26 protein-coding genes are annotated in these 24194 nt (G+C 68.7%); 19 read left to right on the top strand and 7 right to left on the bottom strand.

Annotated features, from left to right (window positions below):
• Positions 1-94: 94 nt before the first annotated feature.
• The 18 genes from J0J01_RS12825 (at position 95) to hutU (ending at position 16618) form a co-directional block, all read left to right on the top strand.
• Positions 95-1093, top strand: coding sequence for an ABC transporter permease (locus J0J01_RS12825; RefSeq protein WP_296381114.1), 999 nt, complete (start codon positions 95-97; stop codon positions 1091-1093).
• On the top strand, positions 1090-1998 hold the full coding sequence (locus tag J0J01_RS12820; protein WP_296381113.1) for an ABC transporter permease: 909 nt from the start codon (positions 1090-1092) through the stop codon (positions 1996-1998). Before J0J01_RS12825 ends, J0J01_RS12820 begins: the two co-directional genes overlap by 4 nt.
• A complete protein-coding gene (locus J0J01_RS12815; RefSeq protein WP_296381111.1) occupies positions 1995-2957 on the top strand; it encodes an ABC transporter ATP-binding protein in 963 nt (320 codons plus the stop codon). The genes J0J01_RS12820 and J0J01_RS12815 overlap by 4 nt, the downstream gene beginning before the upstream one ends.
• A gap of 11 nt (positions 2958-2968) precedes the next feature.
• A complete protein-coding gene (locus tag J0J01_RS12810; protein WP_296381109.1) occupies positions 2969-3445 on the top strand; it encodes a nuclear transport factor 2 family protein in 477 nt (158 codons plus the stop codon).
• A complete protein-coding gene (locus tag J0J01_RS12805) occupies positions 3442-3915 on the top strand; it encodes a nuclear transport factor 2 family protein (RefSeq protein WP_296381107.1) in 474 nt (157 codons plus the stop codon). The genes J0J01_RS12810 and J0J01_RS12805 overlap by 4 nt, the downstream gene beginning before the upstream one ends.
• Positions 3912-4910, top strand: coding sequence for an oligopeptide/dipeptide ABC transporter ATP-binding protein (locus J0J01_RS12800; RefSeq protein ID WP_296381105.1), 999 nt, complete (start codon positions 3912-3914; stop codon positions 4908-4910). Before J0J01_RS12805 ends, J0J01_RS12800 begins: the two co-directional genes overlap by 4 nt.
• A 92-nt stretch (positions 4911-5002) precedes the next feature.
• Positions 5003-5275, top strand: coding sequence for a hypothetical protein (locus J0J01_RS12795; protein ID WP_296381103.1), 273 nt, complete (start codon positions 5003-5005; stop codon positions 5273-5275).
• Between the two features lie 523 nt (positions 5276-5798).
• Complete coding sequence (gene hisA / locus J0J01_RS12790; RefSeq protein WP_296381101.1) at positions 5799-6530, top strand: 1-(5-phosphoribosyl)-5-[(5-phosphoribosylamino)methylideneamino]imidazole-4-carboxamide isomerase; 732 nt, start codon at positions 5799-5801, stop codon at positions 6528-6530.
• A complete protein-coding gene (gene hisF / locus J0J01_RS12785; RefSeq protein WP_296381099.1) occupies positions 6530-7303 on the top strand; it encodes an imidazole glycerol phosphate synthase subunit HisF in 774 nt (257 codons plus the stop codon). Before hisA ends, hisF begins: the two co-directional genes overlap by 1 nt.
• 59 nt (positions 7304-7362) lie before the next feature.
• Positions 7363-7743, top strand: coding sequence for a phosphoribosyl-ATP diphosphatase (locus J0J01_RS12780; protein WP_296381097.1), 381 nt, complete (start codon positions 7363-7365; stop codon positions 7741-7743).
• Between the two features lie 5 nt (positions 7744-7748).
• Positions 7749-8153, top strand: coding sequence for an HIT domain-containing protein (locus J0J01_RS12775; RefSeq protein WP_296381096.1), 405 nt, complete (start codon positions 7749-7751; stop codon positions 8151-8153).
• Positions 8154-8169: 16 nt separating this feature from the next.
• Entirely contained in the window at positions 8170-8526 is a 357-nt protein-coding gene (locus J0J01_RS12770) for an HIT domain-containing protein (protein ID WP_296381094.1), read from the top strand.
• Positions 8523-9554, top strand: coding sequence for an alpha/beta fold hydrolase (locus J0J01_RS12765; RefSeq protein ID WP_296381092.1), 1032 nt, complete (start codon positions 8523-8525; stop codon positions 9552-9554). Before J0J01_RS12770 ends, J0J01_RS12765 begins: the two co-directional genes overlap by 4 nt.
• A gap of 66 nt (positions 9555-9620) precedes the next feature.
• Positions 9621-10484, top strand: coding sequence for a TauD/TfdA family dioxygenase (locus J0J01_RS12760; RefSeq protein ID WP_296381091.1), 864 nt, complete (start codon positions 9621-9623; stop codon positions 10482-10484).
• Positions 10481-12073 (top strand): FAD-binding oxidoreductase, encoded by a 1593-nt coding sequence (locus tag J0J01_RS12755; protein WP_296381089.1) that lies wholly within the window; start codon positions 10481-10483, stop codon positions 12071-12073. The genes J0J01_RS12760 and J0J01_RS12755 overlap by 4 nt, the downstream gene beginning before the upstream one ends.
• 168 nt (positions 12074-12241) lie before the next feature.
• On the top strand, positions 12242-13438 hold the full coding sequence (gene hutI, locus J0J01_RS12750; protein ID WP_296381087.1) for an imidazolonepropionase: 1197 nt from the start codon (positions 12242-12244) through the stop codon (positions 13436-13438).
• On the top strand, positions 13435-14949 hold the full coding sequence (gene hutH, locus J0J01_RS12745; protein WP_296381085.1) for a histidine ammonia-lyase: 1515 nt from the start codon (positions 13435-13437) through the stop codon (positions 14947-14949). The genes hutI and hutH overlap by 4 nt, the downstream gene beginning before the upstream one ends.
• Before the next feature lie 7 nt (positions 14950-14956).
• Positions 14957-16618, top strand: a complete 1662-nt coding sequence (gene hutU, locus J0J01_RS12740; protein WP_296381083.1) for a urocanate hydratase — start codon at positions 14957-14959, stop codon at positions 16616-16618.
• Here the strand turns inward: hutU and J0J01_RS12735 are convergent.
• Genes J0J01_RS12735 through J0J01_RS12705 form a run of 7 tightly spaced genes read right to left on the bottom strand, consistent with a single transcriptional unit; the run spans position 16615 to position 23206 of the window.
• Entirely contained in the window at positions 16615-17394 is a 780-nt protein-coding gene (locus tag J0J01_RS12735) for an ABC transporter ATP-binding protein (protein ID WP_296381081.1), read from the bottom strand. The two genes, hutU and J0J01_RS12735, sit on opposite strands and share 4 nt — an antisense overlap.
• A gap of 13 nt (positions 17395-17407) precedes the next feature.
• Positions 17408-18187, bottom strand: a complete 780-nt coding sequence (locus J0J01_RS12730; protein ID WP_296381079.1) for an ABC transporter permease — start codon at positions 18185-18187, stop codon at positions 17408-17410.
• A complete protein-coding gene (locus J0J01_RS12725; protein ID WP_296381077.1) occupies positions 18184-19140 on the bottom strand; it encodes an ABC transporter substrate-binding protein in 957 nt (318 codons plus the stop codon). The genes J0J01_RS12730 and J0J01_RS12725 overlap by 4 nt, the downstream gene beginning before the upstream one ends.
• Positions 19141-19179: 39 nt before the next feature.
• On the bottom strand, positions 19180-20493 hold the full coding sequence (locus tag J0J01_RS12720) for a YncE family protein (RefSeq protein ID WP_296381075.1): 1314 nt from the start codon (positions 20491-20493) through the stop codon (positions 19180-19182).
• Positions 20493-21269 carry a creatininase family protein gene (locus tag J0J01_RS12715; RefSeq protein ID WP_296381074.1) on the bottom strand — a complete coding sequence of 259 codons (777 nt, stop codon included), beginning with the start codon at positions 21267-21269 and terminating at the stop codon, positions 20493-20495. Before J0J01_RS12715 ends, J0J01_RS12720 begins: the two co-directional genes overlap by 1 nt.
• Positions 21270-21297: 28 nt before the next feature.
• A complete protein-coding gene (locus tag J0J01_RS12710; protein WP_296381071.1) occupies positions 21298-21585 on the bottom strand; it encodes a hypothetical protein in 288 nt (95 codons plus the stop codon).
• A 43-nt stretch (positions 21586-21628) separates the two neighbouring features.
• Positions 21629-23206 carry a YifB family Mg chelatase-like AAA ATPase gene (locus J0J01_RS12705; protein WP_296381070.1) on the bottom strand — a complete coding sequence of 526 codons (1578 nt, stop codon included), beginning with the start codon at positions 23204-23206 and terminating at the stop codon, positions 21629-21631.
• Between the two features lie 37 nt (positions 23207-23243).
• Here J0J01_RS12705 and J0J01_RS12700 point away from each other — a divergent pair, with 37 nt between their 5' ends.
• Positions 23244-24191 carry an AraC family transcriptional regulator gene (locus J0J01_RS12700; protein WP_296381068.1) on the top strand — a complete coding sequence of 316 codons (948 nt, stop codon included), beginning with the start codon at positions 23244-23246 and terminating at the stop codon, positions 24189-24191.
• Positions 24192-24194 lie beyond the last annotated feature (3 nt).

Below are 24194 nucleotides of genomic sequence, written 5' to 3'. Positions count from 1 at the left end.
TTGTCATCCTGAGCGGAGCGAAGGATCTCATGCCGGTTGCAAGCGGCGATGAGGTCCTTCGCTTCGCTCAGGACGACAGACTTGGCGCGCTCCAATGATCGTCTACATCATCCGCCGCCTGATGCAGGCGGCGCTGGTCATGGTGGTGATGTCGGTGCTGGTCTTCGCCGGCATCTACCTGATCGGCGATCCCGTGTTGATGATGATCAGCCCCGATGCCTCGGAGCTGGAGCGCGAGGCCGTCCGCAAGGCGCTGCATCTCGACCTGCCGATGTGGCAGCAGTACCTGCTGTTCGTGAACGACGCCCTGCACGGCAATTTCGGCAAGAGCTTCCTCGCCGGCCAGCCGGCGATGGGCCTGATCTTCGAGCGCTTCCCCGCAACGCTCGAGCTCGCCTTCGCCTCGCTGGTGCTGTCTCTGGCGATCGGCCTGCCGCTCGGCGTCTATGCCGGTTTGAGGCCGCACACGGCGGGCTCCAAGACGATCATGACCGGCTCGATCCTGGGCTTCTCGCTGCCCAACTTCTGGGTCGGGCTGATGCTGATCATGGTGTTCGCCGTGCTGCTGCCCGACCTCGTCCCGGGCTGGCCGCGGCTGCCGGCGTCCGGCCGCGGCGCCACCGTCGATGTGCTGGGCGTCAAGCTCTCCTTCCTGACCGGCGACGGGCTGCTGCACCTGCTGCTGCCGGCCGTCACCCTCTCCTTGTACAAGGGCGCGCTGATCGTGCGCCTGGCCCGCGCCACCGCGCGCGAGGTCCTGCCGATGGACTACGTGAAGTTCGCGCGCGCCAAGGGCCTCAGCGAACGGCGCATCGTCGGCGTCCATGTGCTGAAGAACATCATGATCCCGATCGCCACGGTGAGCGGCCTGGAGTTCGGCCAGACCGTGGCCTTCGCCGTGGTCACCGAGACCATCTTCTCCTGGCCCGGCGTCGGCAAGCTGCTGATCGATTCGATCCTGCTGCTCGACCGCCCGGTGGTGGTCGCCTACCTGGTGATCATCGTCTTCTTCTTCGTGGCGCTGAACCTGGTGGTCGACCTGCTCTACTCGGTGCTCGATCCGCGGGTCCGTCTCGAAAGCCGCGCGACGTGACCGTCGCCCTCGAACCCGTCGCGGCGAAGCCGCAGACGCCGTTCCAGCGGATCGTCTCCGACTTCTGCGAGAACCGCCTCGCTGTGTTCGGCCTCGTCCTGGTCGTGCTGTCGATCTTCGTCGCGGCGGCGGCACCCCTGATCTCGACCCAGAACCCGTTCGACATCGCGGGCCTCGACCTGCTCGACGCCAAGTCGCCGCCCGGCACCATGTCGAGCGACGGCAAGATCACCTATTGGCTGGGCACCGACGGCCAGGCGCGCGACATGATGTCGGCGATCTTCTACGGCATGCGCATCAGCCTGTTCGTCGGCTTCGTCTCCGTCCTGGCCGCCTTGGCGATCGGCGTCGTGGTCGGCCTGGTCGCGGCCTATGCCGGCGGCCGCACCGATGCCTTCCTGATGCGCATCGTCGACATCATGCTGTCCTTCCCGGCGATCCTGGTGGCGCTGATCCTGCTGTCGGTGCTGGGCAAGGGCATCGACAAGGTGCTGATCGCGCTGATCCTGGTGCAATGGGCCTACTTCGCGCGCGCCGCGCGCGGCGCCGCCCTGGTCGAGCGCAACAAGGAATATGTCGAGGCCGCGACCTGCCTCGCTTTGCCGCCGTGGCGCATCGTGTTCCGCCACATGCTGCCCAACTGCATGCCGTCGCTGATCGTGATCGCCACCATCACGCTGGCCCGCGCCATCGCGCTCGAGGCGACGCTCTCCTTCCTCGGCGTCGGCGTGCCGGTGACCCAGCCGTCGCTCGGCATGCTGATCTCCAACGGCTTCGAGTTCCTGCTGTCGGGCAGCTACTGGATCAGCTTCTTCCCGGGCGTGGCGCTGGCCATCGCCATCATCGGCATCAATCTCGCGGGCGACCACCTGCGCGACGTGCTGAACCCGCGGAACCTCAGATGACGACGCTCAGCGTCCGCAACCTGCGCACCCACTTCTTCACCAAGGAGGGCGTGGCCAAGGCGGTCGACGGCGTCGATTTCGACGTGGCACCTGGCGAGATCCTGGGCCTGGTCGGCGAATCGGGCTCCGGCAAGACCGTCACCGGCTTCTCGATCCTGGGCCTGATCGATCCGCCGGGCCGCATCGTCGAGGGCAGCTCGATCAGGTTCAACGGCGAGGAGCTGACGGCCGCGCGGCCGGAGCGGCTGCGCGCCATCCGCGGCTCGGAGATCGCCATGATCTTCCAGGACCCGATGATGACCCTCAATCCGGTGCTGCGGGTCGACACCCAGATGATCGAGACGGTGCAGGCGCATCTCAAGGTCAGCGAGGCCGACGCCCGCGACCGCGCCCGCAAGGCGCTGGTCCAGGTCGGCATCCCCTCGCCGGACGAGCGGCTGCGCGCCTATCCGCACCAGTTCTCCGGCGGCATGCGCCAGCGCGTGGCGATCGCGATCGCGCTGCTGCACAAGCCCAAGCTGATCGTCGCCGACGAGCCGACCACCGCATTGGACGTCACCATCCAGGGCCAGATCCTGTTCGAGGTGCAGCGTCTCTGCCGCGAGTCGGGCACCGCGATGATCTGGGTCACCCACGATCTCGCGGTGGTCGCGGGCCTCGCCGACCGCATCGCCGTGATGTATGCCGGCCGCATCGTCGAGACCGGCCGCACCGCCGACGTGATCGAGCGGCCGATGCACCCCTACACCAAGGGCCTGATCGGCTCGGTGCCGTCGCAGAACACGCGCGGCCACAAGCTGGCGCAGATTCCCGGCATGACACCGTCGCTGCTGCGGCTGCCCCGGGGCTGCGCCTTCAAGGCGCGCTGCCCGATCGCCATCGACCAGTGCAACGAGATGCCGGCGCTCGAGGAGCATCGGCCCGGCCACTGGGCGCGCTGCTGGCGCGCCACGGGGTGAGACCGGACACCATGCTACGCCGACGCTCGCTCGCGCCAATCGCTCTCCTCGGCTTCGTCGGTCCGGCGCGCGCGCAGGACCAGCCCGACATCCCGATGCTGCGCGACCAGCTGATGGCGCTCGAGAAGGAGAGCTGGGAGTACCTCCGGACGCACGACCGCGCCGCGATGCGCCGCTTCCTGCCCGAGGACGCCCTGCAGATCTATTCGGACGGCACGCGCTACTTCAAGGACGACGTGATCGCCTACATGCCGAACTACCGGCTCGACCGCTACGAGATCGAGCCGACCTACGGGATGCGGCTGATCGGCCCGAATGCCGCGCTGCTGATCTACTGCGTCACCTCGCGCGGCGCGGCGCGCTTCAATCGCACGGAGACCAGCAAGGTGCTGGCCACCAGCCTCTACGTCCGGCGCAACGGCAAGTGGTGGGCCGTCCTGTACCAGGAGACGCCGTCGCACGCGTCGAACCAGGGGGAGAAACAATGATCGCCAGACGTTCCTTTCTGATCGGCGGTGCCTGGGCGCTGGCCACGGCGTCGACCGCCTTTGCCCAAGCGCCTGCAGGCGCCCAGTCGGCCGACGTCATGAAGCTGCGCGAGGAGCTGATGGCGCTCGAGAAGGGCAGCTGGGACTTCATGCGCGACAGGAACACCGAGGGCATGAAGAGCTTCCTCGGCGACGATGCGCTCCTGATCTTCGGCGACGGCAACCGCTACAACAAGCGCCAGACGCTGGAGCTGATGAAGGACTTGACGCTGCACAGCATCGCCTACGAGCCGACCTACGCCGTGCGCCTGCTGGCGCCCGACGTCGCCACCCTGCTCTACCGCGTCACCTACACCAGCTCGGTCAAGGGCGGGAAGCCCGAGACGATCAAGGTGCTGTCGTCGAGCGTCTATGCCCGCCGCGACGGCAAGTGGTGGAGCGTGCTGTACCAGGAAACCCCGCTCAAATGACGCAACAGCCGCTTCTCTCCCTGCGCGGCATCACCAAGCGCTTCGTCCAGCGGGTCGATCTCGCGGGCAGGATCGCCAACGCCTTCGGCGCCGGCATGCGCGAGACGGTCGTGCAGGCCGTCTCCGACGTCGACCTCGATGTCGCCGAGGGCGAGGTGGTGGGGCTGGTGGGAGAGTCGGGCTGCGGCAAGAGCACGCTCGGCCGCATCGTCGCCGGCATCCTGCCGCAGACCGCGGGCACCATGACGTGGCGCGGCCAGGACGTGGCGGCGATGGGTGCGGGCGACCGGCACGCCTGGCAGCTCGCCGTGCAGATGATCTTCCAGGACCCGTTCGCCTCGCTCAATCCGCGCCTGCGGGTGTCGGAGATCGTCGGCGAGGCGCCGCGGGTGCACGGGCTGGTCGGGCGCGGGCGCCAGGCCGAGTATGTCTCCGAGACGCTGATGCAGGTCGGCCTCGATCCGGCCTATGCCAGCCGCTATCCGCACCAGTTCTCCGGCGGCCAGCGCCAGCGCGTCGGCATCGCCCGCGCGCTGGCGGTGAAGCCGGCCTTCATCGTCTGCGACGAGGCGGTGGCGGCGCTCGACGTCTCGATCCAGGCGCAGGTGCTGAACCTGTTCATGGAGCTGCGCCAGCGGCTCGGCCTCACCTATCTGTTCATCAGCCACAATCTCGCGGTCGTCGAGCATCTCTCCGACCGGGTGGCGATCATGTATCTCGGCCGCCTGGTCGAGATCGCGCCGGCCGACGAATTGTTCGCGCGGCCCAACCATCCCTACACCCAGGCGCTGCTCGCCGAGGTGCCCAAGCTCGAGGCGGCGCAGCGCACCTACAAGCCGATCGCCGGCGAGCTGCCCTCGCCGCTCGACCCGCCGCCGGGCTGCGCCTTCCATCCGCGCTGCCCGCACGCCTTCGCCCGCTGCAAGGCCGAGCGCCCCGCCATCAAGGAAGTGGCGCCGGGCCATTTCAGCGCCTGCCACCTGAACGATCGGTAGTTTTTCCAGCCTGCCAGGCGATCCGCATTCGCCGCCGCTTCCCAGAAGAGGTAGGTTGAAGCCCGGTCCATCCAGGGTCGAGGGAAGCGCGCATGACCTACAGGCTTTGGTGGACCGTCGGCTACGTTTGCACCACCGAAAAGGAATTCAAGGCGACCCGGCATCGGCTGCTGCCGGCCGTCTACGAGGCCCTCGACGACGCCCTGCGGCGGGCCAACCAGGTCGGCCAGGCCGGTGGCGTCGCCTGGCTGATCGAAGGGGACGACAAGACCCGACTGGACCGCGATGCCATCGAGAGCACGATCGGCAAGCGCGGTGCCGAGCTCGCAGTGCAGCTTCCGGTCACCGTCACCGCCCGTCGCTGACCACAAAAGAAAACGGCGAGACCAGTTTCCCGGTCTCGCCGCTTCGCACGCACCTTCGTCGAGTGTTCGTCGCACTCGCCGCGGGGCGCGGCTGGCCACAACCCCTGGCGGGGCCGCGAGTGGCCGGTGAATTGCGGGATCCCCGCCCGCTACCACCATCCTCGGGGCGCGCCCGTTCCATGCGCATGGACCGTTCGCATCGGACCCCCGTACCGGTTTCCCGTCACAGCCCCCTCTCGAGAGGGGGTGCGGCGCTCCGTCGAAGACGATTTCGCTGGAGCACGCCGGAGGTCCATCAGCAGCTTTCGCCACCGCGAGGAACCTTGCGGCCCCTCTCTCCATCCGGTGGTCCGCTCGTCACGGGCACCGAACTTCGTGAGAGCACCATCTGCCTTCGCGCTGCGTGCAGCAAGCGCGGGAATCACCGCCTCCCGGTGAGTCAGAGGGATAACGTGGATGGTTTCGCGCCCCATACCACGGAGGGTGGCGCGCCGGGGCCCAACGCGCTAAATCCCGCGCCGCGATGATCCTTTTTCCTGCCATCGATTTGAAGGACGGCAAGTGCGTCCGCCTGCTGCGCGGCGACATGGCCAAGGCGACCGTGTTCAACGACAGCCCGGCGACGCAGGCCAAGGCCTTCGCCCATGCCGGCTGCGAATGGCTGCACCTGGTCGATCTCAACGGCGCGGTCGAGGGCCATCCGGTCAACCGCGACGCGGTGGTCGAGATCCTGAAGACGGTCGAGGTGCCGGCCCAGCTCGGCGGCGGCATCCGCACCATCGAGAGCATCGCGCAATGGATCGACGCCGGCGTGAAGCGCGTCATCCTGGGCACGATCGCGGTCAAGGAGCCGGGCCTGGTCAAGGCCGCCTGCAAGCAATGGCCGGGCCAGGTCGCGGTCGGCATCGACGCCCGCGACGGCATCGTCGCGGTCGACGGCTGGACCAAGTCGAGCACGGTGCGCGCGCTCGACCTGGCGCTGCGCTTCGAGGACGCCGGCGTCGCCGCCATCATCTACACCGACATCGACCGCGACGGCGCGATGGGCGGGGTCAACATCGACGCCACCATCACCCTCGCCCAGCACCTCACCACGCCGGTGATCGCCTCGGGCGGCGTCAGCTCGCTCGACGACCTGCGCGAGCTCGTGCCGGCCGAGGAGCACGGCATCGTCGGCGCCATCGTCGGCCGCGCGCTGTACGACGGCCGCGTCACCGTGCCCGACGCCATCCGCGTGCTGAAAGGCGGCGACTGATGCTCAAGGTCCGCATCATCCCCTGCCTCGACGTCAAGGACGGCCGTGTCGTCAAGGGCGTGCAGTTCCTCGACCTGCGCGACGCCGGCGATCCGGTCGAGCAGGCCCGGGTCTACGACGCCGCCGGCGCCGACGAGCTCACCTTCCTCGACATCACCGCGAGCCACGAGAACCGCGACACCATCCTCGACGTGGTCGGCCGCACCGCCGAGCAGTGCTTCATGCCGCTGACCGTGGGCGGCGGCGTGCGCACGCTCTCCGACATCCGCCGCCTGCTGCTGGCCGGCGCCGACAAGGTCTCGATCAACTCCGCCGCCGTCGCCCGGCCGGAGTTCGTGCGCGAGGCGGCCGAGAAATACGGCGACCAGTGCATCGTGGTGTCGATCGACGCCCGCCAAACCGCGCCCGGCAAATGGGAGGTCTTCACCCACGGCGGCCGCAAGGGCACCGGCCTGGACGCGATCGACTGGGCGCGCCGCATGACCGAGTCAGGCGCAGGCGAGATCCTGATCACCTCGATGGACAATGACGGCACCAAGTCGGGCTTCGACCTGGCGCTGACCCGCGCCGTTTCGGATGCAGTGACGGTGCCGGTCGTCGCCTCGGGCGGCGTCGGCACGCTCGATCATCTTGTCGACGGTGTGAAACAGGGCGGCGCCTCGGCGGTGCTGGCCGCCTCGATCTTCCATTTCGGTACCTTCACCATCGCGCAGGCCAAGGAACATCTCGCGCGAGCCGGCGTTCCCATCCGTCAAATCTCGCGCAATCGGTGAATTTGGCGTAGGATGCGGCCAGCGCCCCTTGAAGAGGGCGTGTCGAGAGTACCCCTCAGATGGCCAAGAAAAAGAAAGCCAAGAAGGCGCTCAGGAAGCGCAACGATACCGGTGCCGCCAGCGAGCACGTGCTGGATCGTCTTTATGCCGTGATCGACAGCCGCAAGGGCGCCGATCCGGACACTTCCTATACCGCCCGCCTGTTCAGCCGCGGCCGCGAGCAGATCGCCAAGAAGCTCGGCGAGGAAGCCGTCGAGGCGCTGATCGAGGGCATCCGCGGCGACAAGCCCAAGCTGGTCGGCGAAAGCGCCGACATGCTCTACCACCTGCTGACCCTGTGGGCGGCGAGCGGCGTGAAGCCGCGGGCGGTATGGACCGAGCTGGCGCGGCGCGAGGGCCTGAGCGGCATTGCCGAGAAGGCGGCCCGCAAGCGAAAATAGCGGAGATGCCGCCTCGTCTGCCGCCGTACGACCGCACCAACGTCTTCGCCGGGATCCTGCGCGGCGAAGCCCCCTGCACGAAGGTCTACGAGGACGAGTACGCGCTCGCCTTCGACAACATCCATCCGGCCGCGCCGATCCATGTGCTGGTGGTGCCCAAGGGCGAATACGTATCGAACGCGGACTTCAGCGCCTCGGCGCCCGACGCCCTGATCGCCGGCTTCTGGCGGGCCGTCGGCAAGACCGCGGCTCTGCTCGGCCTCGACGAGCCCGGCTACCGGCTGGTCGCCAACCACGGGCCGGACGCCAACCAGATCGTCTTTCACTTCCACGTCCACATCATCGGCGGCCGCAAGATGCCGGGCGTCAGAGGTCAAGCCAGCGGGCTTGCCGAGCAGGCGGAGCGCTAGCACAAATAGCGGCCCCATGCCGTCCCAATCGTCGCCCATCTACGACCGCAACAACATCTTCGCCAGGATCCTGCGCGGCGAAGCGCCCTGCACCAGGGTGTACGAGGACGAGTACGCGCTCGCCTTCAGGGACATCTACCCCAAGGCCCAGGTCCACGTGCTGGCGATCCCCAAGGGCGAGTACGTGTCGCTCACCGATTTCTCGCAATCGGCGCCGCCGGAGTTGATCACGGGCTTCTGGCGCGCGGTGACCCGGGTCGCCGAGACGCTGAGCGTGGCCGGCGGCTACCGCATCGGCTCCAATGTCGGGCCGGGCGGCGGCCAGGTCGTCTTCCACTTCCACGTCCATATCCTGAGCGGACCGCGAACGTGATCCCCCGGCGCGCGCTGATGGGGCGCGCGCTGCTCGGCGGCGCGGCCACGCTTGTCGCCTCTCCGGCCGCGGCGCAGAAATACTACCCGATGGGGACCAAGCAGCAGGCGCTGAGCTTCAAGGGTGTCGGCGGCGTGACGCTGAAAGGCACGCTGCTGCTGCCGACGATCAGCGAGCTGCAGAAGGTGCCCGGCGTGGTGCTGCACCCCGGCAGCGGACCGAGCGACCGGGACGGCAACAACGCGCTGGTGCCGGTCAAGATCGATCTTTTAAAACTGATCGCCGAGCTGCTGGCCGACAACGGCATCGCCAGCCTGCGCTACGACAAGCGCGGCGTCGCCGCCTCGGGCCAACAGACGCCGACCAGCCTCGACGGGCAGGAGCGCTTCTTCGCCTGGGACAACTATGTCGGCGACGTGATGGCCGCCCATGCCGAGCTGTTGCGGCATGACGAGATCAAGCCCTATGCGACGGCGCTGCTGGGCCACAGCGAAGGCGGCCTGCTGTCGCTCGCCGCCGCCGCGGCGATGGGCAAGCGCGCGCCCTACGCCGTGGTGATCGCCGGCACGCCGGGCCGGCCGCTGATCGACATCGTGCGCGAGCAGATCGCGCGCGGCTTGCCGCAGCTCAGCGCCGAGGCCGAGCGGGTGATGAAAGCGACCCTCGCCACCGGGCACGTGCCGGACGACACGGCGGCCGAGCTGCGGCTGGTCTTCCCGGCCTATGGCGGCCCGTTCTTCCGGGGCGCGTTGACCTTCGATCCGGCGCAGGCCGTGCTCGCCTTCGACTCGCCCTGCCTGCTGCTGCATGGCGGCGCCGACGCGCAGATCGTGCCGATGGCGGAGATCCAGCCGCTGGTCGATGCGCTGGCCCGCCGCGACAAGCCCGGCGAGGTGCTGGTGGCCGCCGGGGTGAGCCACAACCTGAAGCCGGTGACGAATGCGACCGATCCCGGCTTCGTCGGACCGATTGCACCTGCGATCCGCGACAAGCTGGCGAGCTGGCTGCGTCACGTGCTGGGCGCTTGAGGGGGCTGGGCGCTTGATCGCCCGCGCAGGCCGGCCGATCATTGCCCGCGACAAAGGGAGGAAACGATGGTTGTGACGGTACGGCCGCTCTGCGACGCGGTCGGCGTCGAGGTGATGGGCGTCGATCTGAGGCGCCTGAGCGATGCCGACTTCCGCGAGGTCGAGCGCGCCTGGCACCAGCGCTCGGTGATCCTGCTGCGCAACCAGCAGCTCGGCGACGACGACCTGCTGGCCTTCAGCCGCCGCTTCGGCGAGCTCGATCCGCCGCCGAACCAGGAGCGCGGCCGCATCAGCCCGCCCGGCTATCCCGACATCTATGTCGTGTCGAACGTGCTCGACAAGAACGGCGATCCGATCGGCGCCCTCGGCTACGGCGAAGCGGTCTGGCACACCGACATGAGCTACCTCGACATGCCCCCCGATGCCTCGATGCTCTATGCGCTCGAGATTCCGCCGAGCGGCGGCAACACCTGGTTCTGCGGCATGCAGGCGGCGTGCGATGCGCTACCGGACGACCTGCGCCAGCGCCTCGGCGATCGCCGCGTGAAGCACGACGGCACCTACAATTCCGGCGGCTACCTGCGCAAGGGCGTGACGCCGACCGACGATCCCTTCAAGGCACCGGGGGCCTGGCATCCGGCGATCCTGAAGCATCCCGCCAACGGCCGGCCGACGCTCTATCTCGGCCGGCGGCGGAACTCCTACATAGAGGGCCTGTCGCGCGAGGAGTCCGATGCGTTGCTCGAGGATCTGTGGGCGCACTGCACGCAGCCGCAGTTCCTGTACGAGCACGTCTGGCGGCTGGGCGACCTGGTGATGTGGGACAACCGCTCGACCATGCATCGCCGCGATCCGTTCGACGGCACGGCCCGGCGCATCATGCATCGAACGCAGATCAAGGGCGCCAACAGACCGGTGGCTTTCACATGAGACGTCAGAAGAAGTTCTACGCCTGGGGCTATGCCGACGAGGACCTGTCGCCCGACGAGATCAAGCCCTGGGAGCAGGAGATCGCTGCGCGCTATGGCCTGAAGGGCTTCGACGTCACGCCGCCGCCCAAGGCGGACGAGATCACCCTGCGCAAACCGCGCATCGACGTGCCGTCGGACCTGCAGGCGATGGTGCGCACCGATCACCTGACGCGGCTGGAGCACTCTTACGGCAAGGCAGGCTTCGATGCCTGGCGCATGTTCATGCGCTCGGTGCCCAACCCGCCCGATGCCGTCGCCTTCCCCGAGAGCGAGCAGGACGTCGTGCGCGTGCTGGAGTGGTGCGACCGGATCGGCGCCAAGGCGATCCCCTACGGCGGCGGCTCGTCGGTGGTGAAGGGCATCGAGCCGCAGGCCTCGTTCGACAAGGTCGTCACCATCTCGCTCCGCCACATGGACAAGATCCTGGAGGTCGACGATACCAGCGAAGCGGCGCGCATCCAGGGCGGCATCTACGGCCCCGCGATCGAGGATGCGCTGCGCAAGACGCCGCTCACCATGCGGCACTACATGCAGGCCTATCGCTGCTCGACGCTGGGCGGCTGGATCGCGACGCGGTCGGGCGGCCATTACGCCACGCTCTACACCCACATCGACGACTTCGTCGAAAGCACGCGCATGATCACGCCGGCCGGCGCGCTGGAATCGCGCCGCCTGCCGGGCTCCGGCGCCGGACCGAGCCCTGACCGTATGGTCCTCGGCTCCGAAGGCATCCTCGGCATCATCACCGAGGCCTGGGTGCGGCTGCGCCGCAAGCCGACCTTCCGCTCCTCGGCGAGCGTGCGCTTCAAGACCTTCTATGACGGCGCCGATGCGGTGCGCGGCATCACCCAGGCGGGCCTCTATCCCGCCAACTGCCGCCTGCTCGAGGCGCGCGAGGCGCTGCCCGGCATCCCGTGGAGCAGCGAGGAGGCGGTGCTCGTCCTGGCTTTCGAATCGGCCGACCATCCGCTCGACGTCTGGATGAAGCGCGCGCTGGAGATCTGCGCCGAGCACGGCGGCATCGCCGACCAGTCCGATCCCGACGACGAGAATGCGCACCGCTCGGGGGCGGCCGGCGCCTGGCGCAACCGCTTCATCCGCGCGCCGCACTATGGCGAGCACGCGGTGGCGCGCGGCATCCTCTCCTCGACCTTCGAGACCGCGATGACCTGGGAGCGCATGCGCGACTTCCATCAGAAGATCACCAAGATCACCAGGGACACGATCAAGCGCGTGACCGGCCGCGACGGCACCGTCACCTGCCGCTTCACCCACGTCTATCCCGACGGGCCGTGCCTCTACTTCACCTTCGGCGGCATCGTCGACAAGGCGAAAGGACTCGAGCAGTTCATGGAGGTGCTGACCGCCTGCACCGCCGCGACCGTCGAGCATGGCGGCACGACCACGCACCATCACGCCGTCGGCCGCTTCCACCGGCCGTTCTACGACAAGCAGCGGCCCGAGCTGTTCGCCAGGGCGCTGCGCGGCGCCAAGCGCGAGCTCGATCCCAAGGGTCTGATGAATCCCGGTGTGCTGATCGACCCATAGAAACACTTCCTCTCTGCGCGAAGCGCGGGGAGGTGGCGCAGTAATCTGCGACGCAGGGGTCAAAGGCCGCAGCGATTCTGTGGCTCATGACCCCTCCGCCCCTTCGGGGCACCTCCCCATGCTCCGCATAGGGAGGAAGATGAGGGCAGAATCGGCTAAGGTCGCGGCATGAAGTGTGATCGCGTCTGGCGCGATGCTCGGCTCGCCACCATGGCGTCCGGCCTTGGCGTCGTCGAGAAGGGCGTCATCGCGTCGAAGGACGGCCGCATCCTTTATGTCGGCGCCGAAGCCGACGCGCCTTCGTTCGATGCCGCCGAGACGATCGACTGCGAGGGTCGCTGGATCTCACCCGGGCTGATCGATTGCCACACCCACATCGTCTATGGCGGCAACCGCGCACACGAGTTCGAGCTCAGACTGGCCGGTGCGACCTATGACGAGATTTCGCGCGCCGGCGGCGGCATCGTCTCGACCATGCGGGCCACGCGCCGAGAAAGCGAGGACCAGTTGCTCGCCAGCGCCCGCAAGCGCATCGAAACGTTGATGCGCGACGGCGTTACGACGCTGGAGATCAAGTCGGGCTACGGCCTCGATACGGAGAGCGAGACGAAGTCGCTGCGGGTCGCGCGCCGCCTTGGCGAAGTCCTGCCGCTCACCGTCGTCACGACCTTCCTCGGCGCCCACGCCTTGCCGCCCGAGGCCAAGGGCGACAAGGACGCCTACATCGCCGACGTCTGCGACCGCCAGATGCCGGCGGTCGCAGAGGCCGGCCTCGCCGATGCGGTCGACGCCTTCTGCGAATCCATTGCCTTCTCGCCCGAGCAGACGGCCCGCGTCTTCGAGACCGCGCGCCGCCTCGACCTGCCGGTGAAGCTGCACGCCGAGCAGCTCACGACCCTCGGCGGCGCCGAACTTGCCGCGCGCTTCGGCGCTCTGTCGGCCGATCATCTCGAGCACGCCGACGAGAAGGGCGTCGCGGCACTGGCCCGCGCCGGCACCGTCGCCGTTTTGCTGCCCGGCGCGTTCTACTTCCTGCGCGAGACGCAGAAGCCGCCGGTCGACCTGTTGCGCAGGCACGGCGTGCCGATCGCGATCTCCAGCGATTCCAATCCCGGCACCTCGCCGCTGACCTCGCTGCTGCTGACCATGAGCATGGCGGCGACCTTCTTCCGGCTGACCGTCGACGAATGCCTGCTGGGCGTGACACGCCATGCCGCGAAGGCGCTGGGCCGGCTCGCCGAGGTCGGCACGCTCGAAGCCGGCAAATCATGCGACATAGCGATCTGGGACATCGAGCGGCCGGCCGAGCTGGTCTACCGCATCGGCTTCACGCCGCTGCACGCGCGGATCTGGAGAGGCCGATGAAGCCCGGCGCGATGAGCCTGCGCGACTGGCGCGACATTTATCGCGGCGCCGTCCCGACTCTCGACCCGGCCTGCGTGCCCCTCATCGAACGCTCGGCGGCGGCGGTGTCGGCGATCATCGCCCGGGGCGAGCCGGTCTACGGCATCAATACCGGTTTCGGAAAGCTCGCGAACGTCCACATCCCACCCGAGGACCTCGCCACCCTCCAGCGCAACATCGTGCTGTCGCATTCGGCCGGCGCCGGCTCAGCCATGCCGGTGCCGGTCGCGCGGCTGATGATGGCGCTCAAACTCGCGAGCCTCGCCCAGGGTGCCTCCGGCGTTCGGCTGGAGACGGTGCGGCTGCTCGAAGCGATGCTGGCCAAGGGCCTAACGCCGGTCGTGCCCTGCCAGGGTTCGGTCGGCGCGTCCGGCGATCTCGCGCCGCTCGCCCACATGTCGGCGACGATGATCGGCACAGGCGAGATGATCGTCGATGGCCGCAGCGTGCCCGCCGACACGGCGCTGGCCGGCGCCGGCCTGAAGCCGCTGACGCTGGGCGCGAAGGAAGGGCTGGCGCTGCTGAACGGCACGCAATTCTCGACCGCCTACGCGCTGGCCGCGCTGTTCGAGACCGAGACGCTGTTCCAGTCGGCGCTGGTCACCGGCGCGCTCTCGACCGATGCCGCCCGCGGCTCGGACGCGCCGTTCGATCGCCGCATCCATCTCCTGCGCCGCCATCGCGGCCAGATCGAGACGGCCGACGCCCTGCGCAACCTGATGCACGGCTCGGCGATCCGCGCCTCGCATCTGGTCGGCGACGAGCGCGTGCAGGACCCCTACTGCCTGCGTTGCCAGCCGCAGGTCATGGGCGCTGCGCTCGACCTGCTGCGCCAGGCGGCGGTGACGCTGGAGACCGAGGCCAACGGCGTCACCGACAATCCGCTGATCTTCGCCGAGACAGGCGAGGCGCTGTCCGGCGGCAACTTCCACGCCGAGCCGGTGGCCTTCGCCGCCGACACCATGGCGCTGGCGATCTGCGAGATCGGCTCGCTGGCCGAGCGGCGCATCGCCATGCTGGTCGATCCGGCGTTGTCGGGACTGCCCGCGTTCCTGACGCCGCGGCCGGGACTCAATAGCGGCTTCATGATCCCGCAGGTCACCGCGGCAGCGCTGGTCTCCGAGAACAAGCAGCGCGCCCATCCGGCCAGTGTCGATTCCATCCCGACCTCGGCCAACCAGGAAGACCATGTCTCGATGGCCGCGCACGCCGCCCGCCGGCTGATGGACATGGCCGACAATTGCGGCACGGTGATCGGCATCGAATTGCTGGTCGCGGCCCAAGGCTGCGACTTCCATGCGCCGTTGAAGTCGAGCCCGTGGCTCGAAGCGGTGCGGACGCTGCTGCGCCGCGAGGTGCCGCATCTCGACGAGGATCGTTCCCTGCATCCCGACCAGCAGGCAGCGACTCGCCTGGTCCGCAGCGGGGCGGTCGTTCAAGCGGCCGGCACCCTGCCCTCTCTTTGCGCCTGAGGCCCTCATGACCCGCATCGACAACAGCCGACAGATACGCTCGCCGCACGGCACGACCCTCACGGCCAAGAGCTGGCTGACCGAGGCACCGATGCGCATGCTGATGAACAATCTCGATCCCGACGTGGCAGAGAAGCCGGGCGAGCTGGTGGTCTATGGCGGCGTCGGCCGTGCCGCGCGCGACTGGCAGAGCTTCGACCGCATCGTCGCCTCGCTGCGCGGCCTAGAAGCCGACCAGACGCTGCTGGTGCAGTCGGGCAAGCCGGTCGGCATCTTCCGCACCCATCCCGATGCGCCGAGGGTGCTGATCGCCAACTCCAACCTGGTGCCGCGCTGGGCGACCTGGGAGCATTTCAACGAGCTCGACCGCAAGGGCCTGATGATGTTCGGCCAGATGACCGCGGGCTCGTGGATCTATATCGGCAGCCAGGGCATCGTGCAGGGCACCTACGAGACCTTCGTCGAGATGGGCCGCCAGCACTATGGCGGCAGCCTCGCCGGCCGCTGGATCCTGACTGCCGGCCTGGGCGGCATGGGCGGTGCGCAGCCGCTGGCGGCCACGATGGCCGGCGCCTCCTGCCTCGCCATCGAATGCCGGCCGAGCAGCATCGAGTTTCGCCTGCGCACCGGCTATCTCGACCGGCAGGCCAAGGACCTCGACGAAGCGCTGGCGATCATCCGTGAATCGACCGCGGCGAAGAAGGCGGTGTCGGTCGGCCTGCTGGGCAACGCCGCCGAGGTGCTGCCCGAGTTGCTGCGCCGCGGCGTGCGGCCGGACTGCCTGACCGACCAGACCTCGGCGCACGATCCCGGCAACGGCTACCTGCCCGCCGGTTGGAGCCTCGGCGAGTGGGAGGACAAACGCGCCAAGGATCCGGCGGGCGTCGCGAAAGCCGCGAAGAAGTCGATGGCCGCACATGTCCGCGCAATGCTGGAGTTCCACAAGCTCGGCGTGCCGACGGTCGACTACGGCAACAACATCCGCCAGATGGCGCTGGAGGAGGGCGTGGCCGATGCCTTCGCCTTCCCGGGATTCGTGCCGGCCTATGTACGGCCGCTGTTCTGCCGCGGCATCGGGCCGTTCCGCTGGGCCGCTTTGTCGGGCGATCCCGAGGACATCTATCGCACCGACGAGAAGGTGAAGGAGCTCTTGCCTGACAACAAGCCGCTGCACACCTGGCTCGACATGGCGAAGAAGCGCATCAAGTTCCAGGGCCTGCCGGCGCGCATCTGCTGGATCGGTTTGGGCGACCGCGACCGCGTCGGCCTCGCGTTCAACGAGATGGTGGCCAAAGGCGAGCTCAAGGCGCCTGTCGTGATCGGCCGCGATCATCTCGACTCGGGCTCGGTGGCGAGCCCCAACCGCGAGACCGAGGCGATGCGCGACGGCACCGACGCGGTGTCGGACTGGCCGATGCTGAATGCGCTGCTCAACTGCGCCTCGGGCGCGACCTGGGTGTCGCTGCATCACGGCGGCGGCGTCGGCATGGGCTTCTCCCAGCATGCCGGCATGGTGATCGTCTGTGATGGCACGCCGGAGGCAGCCACGCGAATTGCGCGCGTGCTGTGGAACGATCCGGCGACCGGCGTCATGCGCCATGCCGATGCGGGCTACGAGACCGCGATCGCCTGCGCGAAAGAGCACGGGCTCAACCTGCCGAGCCTCTAGGCCGCAGCAGCGAGCGCCTCGGCGCGGATCTCCTCGGTGAGCCGCGCCTTGAGCGCGGTGAACTCGGGCGCCGTCTTGATGGTGTAGGGCCGCGGATGGGGCAGCGGCACCGGCAGCTCGGTCTTGACGCGGCCGGGTCGGCGCGTGAACACCACGACACGGCTTGCCATGAAGATCGCCTCCTCGATGTCGTGGGTGACGAACAGCACGGTCTTGCGCTCGCGCTCCCAGATGCCGAGCAGCAGCTCCTGCATCAGCACGCGCGTCTGGTTGTCGAGGGCACCGAAGGGCTCGTCGAGCAGCAGGATCTTGGGGCTGTTGGCGAGCGCCCGTGCGATCGCGACGCGCTGCTGCATGCCGCCGCTCAACTGCTTGGGATAGTGATCCTCGAAACCGCGCAAGCCGATCTCGGCGATGAAGTGATCGCTGATCTCGCGCTGCTCGGCGGCGGCCATGCCCTTCTGGCGCAGGCCGAAGCAGATGTTCTGGCGCACCGTCAGCCACGGGAAGAGCGTGTAGCTCTGGAACACCATGCCGCGATCGGCTCCCGGCCCCGCGACCGGCGCGGAGTCGAGCAGGATGCGGCCGCTGGTCGGCTCCTCGAGGCCGGCCACGAGGCGCAGCAGGGTCGACTTCCCGCAGCCGGAGAGGCCCAGGATGGTGATGAAGTCGTTGTCGGCGACCTCGAGGCTGACCGGCAGCAGCGCCTGGGTCGGCGCGCCACCCGCGACGCCGGGGAAGGTCTTGCCGACGCCCTGGATCGCCAATCTGCTCACGAGGGGCGGCTCACTAGAGGTGGCTCCAGGCGAACAGGCGACGATTGAGCTGCTTGAACGCGACGTCCGACGCCAGCCCGACCAGGCCGATGACGACGATGCCGGAGATGATCTGGTCGGTCGCCATCAGCGCCTGGCTGTCGGTGATCATGTGGCCGATGCCGGACGAGGCGCCGATCAGCTCGGCGACGATGATGTAGGTCCAGCCGATCCCCAGCACCTGGCGCAGCGCCTCGGCGATCTCCGGCGCGGCGCCGGGCAGCAGCACGTCGCGCACGATGCCGCGCTCGCTGCAGCCCAGCGTGTAGGCCGCCTCGACGAGATCGCGGCGCGTGCCGGCGACGATCATGGCGATCATCAGGGTGAGCTGGAAGAAGCAGCCGATGAAGATCACCGCGAGCTTCTGTGTCTCGCCGATGCCGACCCACAGGATCAGCAACGGGATGAACGCCGAGGCCGGCAGGTAACGGGCGAAGGAAACGAACGGCTCGAAGAACGCCTCGACCGGCTTCCACGCCCCCATGGCGATGCCGAGCGGCACGGCGATCAGCGCCGCCAGCACGAAGCCGCCCAGCACCCGCCAGACCGTCATGCCGACGTCGTAGGTGAAGCCGAATTTGGCGAACAGCTCCCAGGCCGCCGCGAGCGTCCGGCCCGGCGAGGCGAGGAACTGCGGCGGCACGGCGCCCGACGCGGTGATCGCCCACCACGCCAGGCCGAACGCGAGGAAGAAGGCGATGCCCAGCCCGATCCGTACCCTGCGCGAGACAGGAACGAACAGGCCGGGTTTCACTTCTGGAAGCTCGTGTCGTAGAGGCTGTCCATATTGGCCGGCACCTGCTTGATGACGCCGATCTCGAGCAGCAGCGCCGCGGCCTCCTTGTTGAAGGCCTGGATCTCGCCCGCGAAGAACTTCTGGTTGCCGGCGCGGTCGGCCCACTTGAGCTTGGACTGCGAGGCCTCGAACTGCTCGGCGGTCTGCTTGACGTCGGCGCCCATGATGCCGAAGGCCTTGGTCTTGTCGGCCGCGATCATGTCGAGCGCCTGGAAGTAGCTGTCGACCAGCGCCTTCACCGCCTTGGGGTTCTCCTTGATGAACTTGGGCGTGCAGCCGAACGAATCGAACACCACCGGCTGGCCGAGCGAATCGACGATGATCTTGCCCGCGTCGGGCTTGTTGCGGACCTGGCTGAGATAGGGCTCGTAGGTCACCGCCGCGTCGAGCCCGGCATTGCCGGCGACGAAGGCGCTGGCGGCCGGCGCGGGCTCGAGGGTGACCAGCTTGACGTCAGCGAGCTTCATGCCGGCCTTCTTGAGCGCCCACGACAGGAAGAAGTGCGGGCTGGTGCCGGGCGCCGACGCCGCGACCGTCTTGCCCTTGAGGTCGGCGACCTTGTCGATTCCCGGCTTGGCGACGATGCCGTCCGAGCCCATGCCCTGGTCCATCTTGAACAGCTGGGTGGTGGCGACGCCGTTGGCGTTCCACACGATCCAGGTCTCGACCGTGGTGGCGGCGCACTGCACGTCGCCCGAGGCTATCGCCAGGTGGCGATCCTTCTGCGGAATCTTCTTGATCGAGACATCGAGGCCGTTCCTGGCGTAGATGCCAGACTCCTTGGCGAGCGTCAGCGGCGCAAAGCCGGTCCAGCCGGAGATGGCGATCGCGACCTTGGTGTCCTGCGCCTGGGCGGACGCCGCGCCGAATGCGAGCGCCGAGGCAATCGACAGCGCTGCCTTGTAGTTCATCGGAAACCTCCTCAGCGGGAAAAGCGTGCTGAGGCCATATCAGCGCAAATTGCCAGTATGGCCCAGCGAATAACGCCCCGGTTGCGGCCACACCGTGAGGCCGTGCGGCTCCTTACCGACCTTGATCTTGTCGATCGCGCCGGACGTGATGTCGATGCGATAGACGACGTCGTCGAAGCGGCCGCTCAGCCAGAGGTACTTGCCGTCGGCGCTGACATTGCCCATGTCGGGGCTGCCGCCGCCGGGGATCGGCCAGGTCTGCTCGACCTTGGCGGTCGCGAAGTCGATCACCGACACGCTGCCCTTGGCGACGCCGGCGCGCACCATCATCTTGTTGGTGCCGCGGTTGGCGACATAGAGCTTCCTGCCGTCGCGGCTGGGATAAAGGCCGTGCGCACCGACGCCGGTCGGAATGAAGCCGGTCTGCTTGAACGAGGCGCCATCGACCACGTGCACGCCGTCGGCCAGCATGTCGGCGACGAAGAAGGTCTTGCCGTCGGGCGAGATCCGCACGTCCTGCGGCATGCCGCGGGTGGTGCAGATCGCGCCGCCGAGCTCGGGCGCGTCCTGCACCAGAACCGGCGTGGGGATGAGGATCTGCGACTTCTTCTTGCGCTCCAGCGCCGCGAGCTGGGCGACCACGTCGGGCCGCGTGTAGTACGGCGTCAGCGTGATGGTGTCGATCACCCGGCGGTTGACCAGGTCGATCTTGGTCACCGCACCGTCGAACTCGCAGGTGAACAGCGCGAAGCTGCCGTCGATCGCGAAGTCGGCATGGTTGATGCCGCCGCAGCGCGGCGTGGCGATCGAGTATTGCAGCTTCAGCGTCCAGGGATCGCGGAAGTCGAGCCGCTTCAGCTCCTCGGCGACGATGATCAGCGACTTGCCGTCGGGCGAGGAATAGACGTTGTACGGGTCGTCGACCGCGATCGCCGGGCCGGGCTTGCCGGTCCAGGGATCGATCGGCGTCAGGCTGCCGTCGGTGCGGCCCTCGGCGTTGTTGGCGACCCACAGCGTCTTGAGATCCCACGACGGCACGACGTGCTGCGGATTGCGGCCGACCTTGAAGGTGTCGATCACCTGCAGCGTCTCCGGATCGATCACCGACACGGTGTTGGAGCGCCGGTTGGGAACATAGACCCGCGGCAGCGCGCCCTGCACGGCGGGGCTGAGCTTGCCCGCGGCGGTCTCGCTGTAGAGGTTGGCCGGATCGGCGACCGCCGGCATGCCGGGCACCGGGGTGATGACGGCGGCGACCGGAGAGGCGACCGACCGGGTCTGCGCCATCGCCCACCATCCGACGACGACCCCGATCCCGGCAACGCAGGCGACGACGACTCGACCCAGCTTCATCACTGCTTCTCTGCCCGCGCTTTGCGAATAGCAGCCACAGTCTGCGACACGATCAGGTCGACGCCAAGCTGGCCCAATGCCGCGCTCGAGGCGGCGGGATCGCCCTGCGTGCCGTCGGCCGGCCCGTGTCCCGTCAGGCGGTCGTTGCGCACCAACGAAGGATCGACCGCCAATGTGAGCGAGGTGTCCGCGGTTCCAGCATGCGTGCCGATCTGGGCGTCGGTGATGCCCTTGCCGCGCAGCGCCTGCGCATAGGCGGCCTCGCTGGCGCGGTAATAGTCCTCGATGAAATGGGCACGCACCTTGCTGCCGGCCCATTCCTTGTTCAGCTCGGTGGCCGCCTGGCGGAGTACCGCCTGGTAGCCGCCATGGTCGCCCAGCAGCACGATGTGGGCGAAGCCGGCCTGGCGGAAGCCGCGCGCGGCGCCCTCGACCGTGGCCTTGAACGCGGCGTCCGGGATAGAGATCGTGCCCGGGAAGCGCATGTGGCCGGCCGGCGGCGAGATCGCGCCCTCGGGCACATAGGCCAGCACCGGCGCCACGATGGTGTCGCCCAGCGCCTGGGCGATGCGGGCCGACAGCAGGCGGGCGCGGACATTGTGTTTGCCCAGCGCCATGTGCGGGCCGTTCTGCTCGGTGCCGCCGGCGGGGATGATGATGGTGGTCGCGCCGGCCCTGATCGCGTCGCGCAGCTCGGTCCAGGTCAGCGCCTCGAGCTCGACGCTGGGCGGCGCGGCACGTGCAGGACCGACTGCGGCCAGCGCAAGAGCAACCATGATTAGAAGCCGACGCACGCCGACGGGCTCAACGACCGAGAAGCTTCAGCGCCGTGAACACCGCCGTCTGACCGACGATCAGCATGACGACCCATTTGAGAAAGTCGATCTTGTCGGCTTTCATCGCCGCCAGCAGCTCACCCTTGAGCAGGGCCATCTCGCCTCTCAGATCGCTCCTGAGGACAGCGATGTCACCCTTGGTTGCCACTTCTTCGCGTAACGCCTGATCGAGCCCGTCGGCCATACCGCGGGCTTGCGGTTCGGTAAAGCCCGCCGCTTTCAGCCGATCGATGTAAGCGAGTTTGTCGAACGTCATTGCGGTCATTCGAAAGCTACTCCCTAAGATAGGCTCGCGCGCCTCACGCCGCCAGCGCCGGCCGCGGCTCCTGGCGGCGGTAGCTCAGGGCTTCGGCAATGTGCAGGCGGCGCACCGACTCGGAGCCGTCGAGATCGGCGAGCGTGCGCGCCACGCGCAGGGTGCGGTGCCAGGCGCGCGCCGACAGGCCGAGCCGCTCGGCGGCGCGCACCAGCAGGGCGCGGCCCTCGGCGTCCGGCTCGGCGATGGCGGCCAGCAGCTTGCCGTCGGTGTCGGCGTTGCAGCGCGGCCGCGACCAGCCGCTCGCCCAGTCGGACAACAGGCCGGCCGTCGGCTCGGCTTCGACGCCTGGATCGGTGCGCAGCCGGGCGAGGCGCTCGCGCTGCACGGTGCGCGCGGCAGCCACGCGCGCGGCGACGTCGGCCGAGCCTTCGGCCGGCGGCGGCAAGGCGAGATCGGCCGCCTCGACCCGCGGCACCTCGATGCAAAGGTCGATGCGGTCGAGGAACGGCCCCGACAGCCGGCTCTGGTAATCCAGGGCGCAGCGCGGCCCGCGCCGGCAGTCCTGGCCGCCGCAGCGGCAGGGATTCATCGCGGCGACCAGTTGGAAACGCGCCGGATAGGTGACGTGGGCATTGGCGCGCGCCACGGTCACGCGGCCGGTCTCGATCGGCTGGCGCAGCGCCTCGAGGGTGGGCCGATGGAACTCCGGCAATTCATCGAGGAACAGCACCCCGTGATGGGCCAGCGACACCTCGCCCGGCCGCGCCCGCGGGCCGCCGCCGACCAGCGCCTGCAAGGTCGAGGAATGATGCGGATCGCGGAAGGCGCGGCGCTTGGACAATCGGCCGTCGCCGGTCTCGCCGGCCAGCGAGCGCACCATGGTGGCCTCCAGCATCTCGTCGGCCTCGAGCGGCGGCAGCAGGCCGGGCAGCCGCGCCGCCATCATCGACTTGCCCGAGCCGGGCGGCCCGATCATCAAAAGGTTATGGCCGCCCGCCGCCGCGACCTCGAGCACGCGCTTGGCCGTCTCCTGGCCCTTGACGTCGGCAAGGTCGGGAGAGGCGCCCAAGTCCTCGGCTGCCGCCGACCGCGGCCGCGGCAGAACCTGCTGGCCGCGCACGTGGTTGATCAGCGCCAGCAGCGACGGCGCCGCCACAAGCTCGAGATGATCGCCGGCCCATGCCGCCTCGCCGCCGCAGGCCGCCGGGCAGATCAGGCCGAGGCCCTGGCGCGAGGCATGCAGGGCCGCCGGCAGGATGCCCGGCACCCGCGTCAGGCCGCCATCGAGCGCCAGCTCGCCCAGGGCGACGACGCCGGCGAGCGCTTCCTTCGGGATCACGCCCATCGCCGTCAGCAGAGCCAGCGCGATCGGCAGGTCGTAATGGCTGCCCTCCTTGGCGAGGTCGGCCGGCGAGAGATTGACGGCGATGCGCTGCGGCGGCAGGGCGAGCCCCAGCGCCCGCAGGGCCGAGCGCACCCGCTCGCGGCTTTCGCCGACCGCCTTGTCGGCCAGGCCGACGATCGGGAAGCCGAGGTTGCCCGGCGCGATCATGACTTGTACGTCGACCGGCACCACCTCCACCCCCTGGAACGCCACTGTCTGTACCCGTGCCTGCATGTTCCCTCCGAAAGGAGAACAACTATGGAACATCACGATGACAAGTAAAGCACGCATAAGTTGCATCCCGTCCTTATCGCATCGCCGCGAGTACGAGCGGCGCGTCAACCGCGTCATGGATTACGTGCAGGCCCATCTCGACGAGGATCTGACGCTCGACAAGCTCGCCGCCATCGCCGCGTTCTCGCCGTTCCATTTCCATCGCGTCTTCTCGGCGATCACCGGCGAGACGCTGTCCGACTTCATCCGCCGCATCCGGCTCGAGCGCGCGGCGGGCGCGCTCGCCATGCTGCACGAGACCAGCGTGCTCGAGATCGCGCTGCGCTGCGGCTTCTCCTCGGCGGCGACCTTCGCCCGCGCCTTCAAGGGCCACTTCGGCATGAGCGCGACGGCGTGGCGCGAGGGCGGCGCCCGGCAATGGCGCGACGGGCTCCGGCAGGCCCGCAAGCCGGGCAAAGTGGATCGCAAGCCGCGCAAAGCATTGCCGCCGCCGGACCGGCAGGGTCACCCCATGACCGTCAGGATCGAAGACCTTCCGCCCTATCGGGTCGCTTATGTCCGCCATGTCGGGCCCTACGGCGAGGGCGGCATCAGCGCGCTGTGGCGCGACTTCGAGCGCTGGATCCGCGCCCACGGCCTGCGCCATCCCGGCACGCTGACCATCGGCATCGGCCACGATGCGCCGACCATCGCCGCCCCCGAGACGCTGCGCTACGACGCCTGCCTGGTGGTCGACGCCGGGTTCAAGGCCGATCGCCGGCTCAACCTGGCCGACCTGCCCGGCGGCACCTACGCCATCACGCCGTTCGACGGCCGGCCGGCCGACCTTTCGACGGCCTGGGAGCGGTTCTGGACGACCTGGCTTCCCGGCAGCGGCTATCAGCCCGAGGATCGGCCCTGCCTCGAGCTGCGGCCCGACTTCGAGACGCCGGCGGCGGCGAACCACGTGCGCTGCCAGCTCTGCCTGCCGATCGCCCCGCTGTAGGCC

The sequence above is a fragment of the Reyranella sp. genome (genome assembly GCF_017305915.1).
Classification (GTDB): Bacteria; Pseudomonadota; Alphaproteobacteria; order Reyranellales; family Reyranellaceae; genus Reyranella.
This window is presented reverse-complemented; position numbering and strand designations above follow the sequence as displayed.

What these genes read in the sequence shown, in the direction of transcription:
- J0J01_RS12780 (WP_296381097.1), top strand. Translation starts at nt 7,363, where the DNA reads ATGGCCAAGAAAAAGAAAGCCAAGAAGGCGCTCAGGAAGCGCAACGAT.
- J0J01_RS12805 (WP_296381107.1), top strand. Translation starts at nt 3,442, where the DNA reads ATGATCGCCAGACGTTCCTTTCTGATCGGCGGTGCCTGGGCGCTGGCC.
- J0J01_RS12795 (WP_296381103.1), top strand. Translation starts at nt 5,003, where the DNA reads ATGACCTACAGGCTTTGGTGGACCGTCGGCTACGTTTGCACCACCGAA.
- J0J01_RS12770 (WP_296381094.1), top strand. Translation starts at nt 8,170, where the DNA reads ATGCCGTCCCAATCGTCGCCCATCTACGACCGCAACAACATCTTCGCC.
- J0J01_RS12725 (WP_296381077.1), bottom strand. Translation starts at nt 19,140, where the DNA reads ATGAACTACAAGGCAGCGCTGTCGATTGCCTCGGCGCTCGCATTCGGC.
- J0J01_RS12810 (WP_296381109.1), top strand. Translation starts at nt 2,969, where the DNA reads ATGCTACGCCGACGCTCGCTCGCGCCAATCGCTCTCCTCGGCTTCGTC.
- J0J01_RS12715 (WP_296381074.1), bottom strand. Translation starts at nt 21,269, where the DNA reads ATGGTTGCTCTTGCGCTGGCCGCAGTCGGTCCTGCACGTGCCGCGCCG.
- J0J01_RS12705 (WP_296381070.1), bottom strand. Translation starts at nt 23,206, where the DNA reads ATGCAGGCACGGGTACAGACAGTGGCGTTCCAGGGGGTGGAGGTGGTG.
- J0J01_RS12710 (WP_296381071.1), bottom strand. Translation starts at nt 21,585, where the DNA reads ATGACGTTCGACAAACTCGCTTACATCGATCGGCTGAAAGCGGCGGGC.
- J0J01_RS12800 (WP_296381105.1), top strand. Translation starts at nt 3,912, where the DNA reads ATGACGCAACAGCCGCTTCTCTCCCTGCGCGGCATCACCAAGCGCTTC.
- J0J01_RS12755 (WP_296381089.1), top strand. Translation starts at nt 10,481, where the DNA reads ATGAGACGTCAGAAGAAGTTCTACGCCTGGGGCTATGCCGACGAGGAC.
- J0J01_RS12825 (WP_296381114.1), top strand. Translation starts at nt 95, where the DNA reads ATGATCGTCTACATCATCCGCCGCCTGATGCAGGCGGCGCTGGTCATG.
- J0J01_RS12815 (WP_296381111.1), top strand. Translation starts at nt 1,995, where the DNA reads ATGACGACGCTCAGCGTCCGCAACCTGCGCACCCACTTCTTCACCAAG.
- hutU (WP_296381083.1), top strand. Translation starts at nt 14,957, where the DNA reads ATGACCCGCATCGACAACAGCCGACAGATACGCTCGCCGCACGGCACG.
- J0J01_RS12700 (WP_296381068.1), top strand. Translation starts at nt 23,244, where the DNA reads ATGACAAGTAAAGCACGCATAAGTTGCATCCCGTCCTTATCGCATCGC.
- hisA (WP_296381101.1), top strand. Translation starts at nt 5,799, where the DNA reads ATGATCCTTTTTCCTGCCATCGATTTGAAGGACGGCAAGTGCGTCCGC.
- J0J01_RS12720 (WP_296381075.1), bottom strand. Translation starts at nt 20,493, where the DNA reads ATGAAGCTGGGTCGAGTCGTCGTCGCCTGCGTTGCCGGGATCGGGGTC.
- J0J01_RS12775 (WP_296381096.1), top strand. Translation starts at nt 7,749, where the DNA reads ATGCCGCCTCGTCTGCCGCCGTACGACCGCACCAACGTCTTCGCCGGG.
- hisF (WP_296381099.1), top strand. Translation starts at nt 6,530, where the DNA reads ATGCTCAAGGTCCGCATCATCCCCTGCCTCGACGTCAAGGACGGCCGT.
- J0J01_RS12760 (WP_296381091.1), top strand. Translation starts at nt 9,621, where the DNA reads ATGGTTGTGACGGTACGGCCGCTCTGCGACGCGGTCGGCGTCGAGGTG.
- hutH (WP_296381085.1), top strand. Translation starts at nt 13,435, where the DNA reads ATGAAGCCCGGCGCGATGAGCCTGCGCGACTGGCGCGACATTTATCGC.
- hutI (WP_296381087.1), top strand. Translation starts at nt 12,242, where the DNA reads ATGAAGTGTGATCGCGTCTGGCGCGATGCTCGGCTCGCCACCATGGCG.